This is a genomic window from Kamptonema animale CS-326 (assembly GCF_028330895.1).
Classification (GTDB): Bacteria; Cyanobacteriota; Cyanobacteriia; order Cyanobacteriales; family Microcoleaceae; genus Kamptonema; species Kamptonema formosum.
In genome coordinates this window covers 1-5072 of the sequence record NZ_JAQMUA010000347.1, presented here as the reverse complement: position 1 = coordinate 5072, position 5072 = coordinate 1, and the positions used below count along the sequence as shown (strand labels likewise).

At 46.7% G+C, this 5072-nt stretch carries 3 protein-coding genes; all 3 read left to right on the top strand.

Translation table 11 applies throughout. The features are described 5' to 3' along the window. Nucleotides 1-189 precede the first annotated feature (189 nt). Nucleotides 190-1092, top strand: coding sequence for an undecaprenyl-diphosphate phosphatase (locus PN499_RS20130; RefSeq protein ID WP_272033984.1), 903 nt, complete (start codon nucleotides 190-192; stop codon nucleotides 1090-1092). Between the two features lie 411 nt (nucleotides 1093-1503). Continuing rightward, on the top strand, nucleotides 1504-2838 hold the full coding sequence (locus PN499_RS20125) for a TIGR03279 family radical SAM protein (RefSeq protein ID WP_272033982.1): 1335 nt from the start codon (nucleotides 1504-1506) through the stop codon (nucleotides 2836-2838). 158 nt (nucleotides 2839-2996) lie between these two features. After that, a complete protein-coding gene (locus PN499_RS20120; RefSeq protein WP_272033980.1) occupies nucleotides 2997-5069 on the top strand; it encodes a TolC family protein in 2073 nt (690 codons plus the stop codon). Nucleotides 5070-5072: the final 3 nt, after the last annotated feature.

Sequence of the window (5072 nt, the reverse complement as noted above, 5' to 3'; positions counted from 1 at the left end):
CTTCTTACCCTAGCCCCTAGTCCCTAGCCCCTAGCCTCTCCTAGTCCCTAGCCCCTCCTACTCCCTAGCCCCTAGTCCCTAGCCCTTAACCGCCTTAGCGGTTAATATATCAAGGCTTGACAGGTGCTAGAGTGGTAGCCGCCGGTCGTCTTAGACGGCAAATGACCATAATGACTAGGAACTCAGAGAATGATTGCTAATCTTAATGTGCTTTTAGCTCAAGCACCCATCGATACCCCTGCTGTACAACCTCAGATCGATATTCTACAGGCGATCGTTTTAGGAATAGTGCAAGGGTTAACAGAGTTTTTGCCCATCAGTAGCAGCGCCCATTTGAAGGTAGTGCCCCTGGTACTGGGTTGGGGCGATCCCGGCGTTGCCTATACTGCTGTAATTCAGTTGGGTAGCATCGCTGCGGTGCTATGGTATTTTTGGGAAGACTTGACAAATATTAGTATTGGTGCATATAAAGCTATAATTCGGTCTGAATACGATTCTCAAGATTTTCGCTTGGCGGTAGGGATTGGTTTAGGAACCATACCAATTCTCTTTTTCGGAGTGTTAATTAAGATATTGATTAAAGACTATGATAATTCACCTCTAAGGAGTGTGGCAGCAATAGGAATTGCTTCTATTATCATGTCGCTGCTATTGGCAATAGCAGAAAAAAGTGGTAAGCGTCAGCGCACTTTTGAAAAATTAACTGTATTCGATGGTATTGTAATGGGATTAGCCCAGGCAATCGCCTTAATTCCTGGTGTTTCTCGCTCTGGTTCCACATTAACAGCAGGGTTATTTCTGGGGTTAGAAAGAGGGGCGGCAGCACGGTTTTCTTTTTTGTTAGGAATTCCGGCAATTACGCTAGCTGGATTAATTGAGTTAAAAAGTGCTTTGGGGGACGGAATAGGTCAGGCGGGATTGATTTCTGTGGTAGTGGGAACAGTATCAGCGGCGGTGTTTTCTTATCTGGCTATTGCCTGGTTGTTGAAATTTCTGCAAACTCAGAATACCTGGATTTTTGTTTGGTATCGGCTAGCTTTTGGAACTGCTATTTTGTGCGCGATTGCTGGTGGAGCGTTAAAAAATATCTAATAAGTAGAAGGAAGAAGGAAGAAGGAAGAAGGAGGCAGGAGGCAGGAGGTTGGTTTTATGAAGTTCACTCAACTATGCGGATTGTATCAATAATTTGGAAAATGGGTATAAGATGGGAAATATACCATTTCTCTCAAAGTATTGCTACCATCCGCATTGTTCTTTTTACTACATACAGTCAGCCAAAAGATTGCTAAGTAGTTGGACATAAATAAACGCTATAAATTGTAAGGTGGGCGCTCGCCTACAAATATTTTCTGCTATGATTTACAGGCTTGTTGCGGCGAGCGCCCACCCTACGTCTAATTATGTCCTACTACTTACTGTTCGATGAATGTGGAGAAATGGTATAAAAATAATGACTGAGTTACAATAGTTGAATAGACATAATTTTAATAACAAAATATAACCATGAGCGAATTATCAATCCGCCCCGCGCTAATTACTAAAGTTATTCCCGATTCTATCGCCGCCGAGATCGGATTTGAGCCTGGAGACTCGATAGTATCTATTAACGGTCAAAAACCTCGCGATTTAATTGACTACCAATACCTCGTAGCCGACGAATTTCTAGAACTGGAAGTATTAGATATTAAAGGTAAAAGCCACAACCTAGAAATCGAGAAAGACTGTGACGAAGACTTAGGCTTAGAATTTGAAACCGCCCTTTTTGACGGATTAATTCAGTGTAATAACCGCTGCCCTTTTTGCTTCATCGACCAGCAACCACCGGGCAAACGCGAAACCCTCTATCTTAAAGATGATGACTATCGCCTCAGTTTTCTTTATGGCAGTTATCTTACCCTGACTAATTTAACTCAAAAAGAATGGGATAGGATCGAACAAATGCGACTATCTCCCCTTTATGTTTCGGTTCATGCAACTGAGCCAGAAGTGCGAATTCGCCTATTAAAAAATTTCCGGGCTGGTAAAATTTTAGATCAAATTAAATGGTTTGAAGAGCGGCGTTTGCAAATTCACGCCCAAGTTGTTGTCTGTCCCGGAATTAATGATGGCGAACATTTAGAATGCACTCTGTTAGATTTAGCTAAATTTCATCAAGGTAATATTCCTGCGGTTGCATCTGTGGCAGTAGTTCCAGTGGGTTTAACCCGATGGCGGCCCGGAGAGGATGAACTTGTGCCAGTGGTAGCCCAAAAAGCGCAAGAAGTAATCAAACAAGTACAATCTTTACAAGCTAAACTGCGACAAGAAACGGGAGCAAATTGTATTTGGTTAGCCGATGAATGGTTTTTGCTCGCAGGTGAAGAATTGCCCTCGGCTGCTGATTACGAAGATTATCCGCAAATAGGCAATGGTGTCGGTTCTATTCGTCAATTTATCCAAGAATTTGAAGAAGCAATCGAGAAATTACCACCACAGAAAATAAATCCGCCGCGAAAATGGACTTGGGTAGTTGGCAATGCTGTAGAAAAAGCTTTTGAGCCGATAGTGCAGCGGCTAAACCAAATTGAAGGGCTGGAAGTTAATATGGTAGCTTTAGAAAGCGGTTATTGGGGAGTCGCGATCGCCGTTACAGGGTTGCTGACCGGTCAAGACTTGCTCGCAGGTTTGCAGGGGCGGGACTTCGGGGATGGCATTCTGCTACCATCAGTCATGCTCAAACAGGGAGATAGCCTGTTTTTAGACGATATGACCCTTGAGGAAGTAGCCCAAAAGCTAAAAACGTGCATTTTTCCAGTGATGGGAGTTGAAAACCTGATCCTGACTGCCATCGGGCAATAAATAAAAATCGAGCAATAAATAAAATAAATAAAGTATTAAAATGGCGATCGCATTCCTCAAAACGCAGAAATGTAGCATACTCAATGTTGAGTCCAGACTTCAGGCTTCATCGCTTGTTCTAGAATTGTCTCTGGACTTGCAGACTCATTAAAGAACTTATGCGCGTTTTTCGTCATCTCGTGGTTGTAGGGGTAGGTGCGGCGATTACTTTCAGTAATGTAGGGCGGAGTGCGGCTACACCACCCTTGGCTCAGTCCCAAGACACCCAGCCAGAAACTAATCAGCTCAAATTAGGGCGGGATTTCAAATCTGCCCCAAAAACAGCAGGAGAGCGAAAATCGCAGGAGGGATATGTTCCTGCGGTATCCCCCCCAACTCAATCTCAGGAAGCTCACACCGAAACTAGCTCCCTGCAATTGGGGGCAAACTTCAAATCGGCATCAAAAGCAACAACCGAAACTAGCTCCCTGCAATTAGGGGCAAACTTCAAATCGGCATCAAAAACAACAGAGCCAACATCTCAGAAACAAGAGATTCCTTTGCCCCAGCCAAGGCCCGACAGAAAGGCAGACTTAACCCTGAAGCGGGGCCTGGGTGCAGTGGCGATCGCACCTCCACAGCTAAAGCAAAGACTTTCCGGCAGTCTCAAGAGAGTCACAAACAGCAACTCAAATACTGCCCAAGCACCTTCCCCAAACGTCGAGCCAGTAGAAATCCCTACACCTGGGGCTGTGCCAACTACTCCTGTCGAAACTATCCCACCTCCAGCCCCTAGTCGCACTCCTCTGGAGAGTTTCCCAGGACTAACACCGAATGGGACTTTGCAAACCCAGCCTCCTGAGTTCCTAGAACCCAACCCCAATCCCCTCAGCTTTCCCACTCGACCAGAGGAAGTGAGGATCGAACGTACTCAGCCCATTACCTTGCAGCAGGCGATCGATCTCGCTCGCCGCAATTCTCAGACTTTACAGATTGCCCAACTGCAACTGGAACAGAGCCAAGCGGTTGTGCGGGAACAGCAAGCAGCTTTGTATCCCGATCTCAACGTTCAAGTCGATCTCAACCGCCAAATCAGCGCGGGCGGAGAACTTGGGGTTCGCGCTCAGGAACGCAGGCGAAACTTTTTAGAATCTCAAGGTCAACCAGTGGGCGGAGCCGCCCCCCAAAACTTTGGCAGCAATACTGTCAATACAACTTTGCAGTTGAGCTACAACGTGGATCTGTTTGGTGCTCGTAGTGCTAATATCCGAGCTGCGGAGGAACAGAATCGGTTTCGGGAGTTAGAAGTAGAGCGGATAGCCGAGGAACTTCGCTTCGATGTTTCTACTAATTACTACAACTTGCAAGATGCTGACGGGCGAGTGGCAATTAGCGAGGCGGCTGTGAGAAATGCTCAGCAGAGTTTGCGAGATGCCGAAGCTCTAGAACGGGCTGGGGTAGGAACTAGATTTGCGGTATTACAGGCTCAGGTGAATTTAGCCAACGAGCAGCAAAGGTTAAATGAAGCCCGTCGCGATCAGCTAGTTCGCAGACGGCAACTAGCTGAAATTCTAAATATCAGTCAGTCTGTAGAGTTAACAGCGGCAGATCCCGTCGAGCAAGCGGGGTCTTGGAGGCTGTCTTTGGAAGAGAGTATTGTGCTGGCTCTGAAAAATCGAGCTGAGTTAGAACAGCAGTTAGTGCAGCGGGCCGTGAGCGAACAGCAGCGGCGCTCGATTGTGGCAGGCCGCAAGCCCCAACTGAATGTGTTTGCTAACTATAATGTTTTGGGCGTAGACCCGGATGAAGGAGATTACTTTGCCTCTCGCGGCTGGGCGGATGGCTACTCAGTAGGCGCAAGACTGACCTGGAATTTCTTCGATGGGGGAGCTGCTCGAGCGAGAACTCAACAGCGAGAATTTGATATTGCGATCGCAGAAACTCGCTTTGACCAACTTCGCAATCAGGTGCGCCGCGAAGTGGAACAAGGCTATTTTGAGTTGGAGTCGAGTTTTGCCAGTATTGAAACTGCCGAAACTGGCGTACTCCAGGCAAGAGAAGCTCTGCGCTTAGCCAGGCTCCGCTTTCAAGCCGGTGTGGGTACTCAGACGGATGTGATTCAGGCTGAAACTGATTTAACCCGGTCTGAGAGGAACCGACTTTTGGCAATTATTGGCTACAACCGTGCTCTGTCGGCCCTGGAACGAGCTGTTACTAATCTTCCTGGTAACGACCTTTCTGATACTCCTTAAGGG

Excerpts from the sequence above, each read along its gene's own strand:
- PN499_RS20130 (WP_272033984.1), top strand. The coding sequence starts at position 190 with ATGATTGCTAATCTTAATGTGCTTTTAGCTCAAGCACCCATCGATACC.
- PN499_RS20120 (WP_272033980.1), top strand. The coding sequence starts at position 2,997 with ATGCGCGTTTTTCGTCATCTCGTGGTTGTAGGGGTAGGTGCGGCGATT.
- PN499_RS20125 (WP_272033982.1), top strand. The coding sequence starts at position 1,504 with ATGAGCGAATTATCAATCCGCCCCGCGCTAATTACTAAAGTTATTCCC.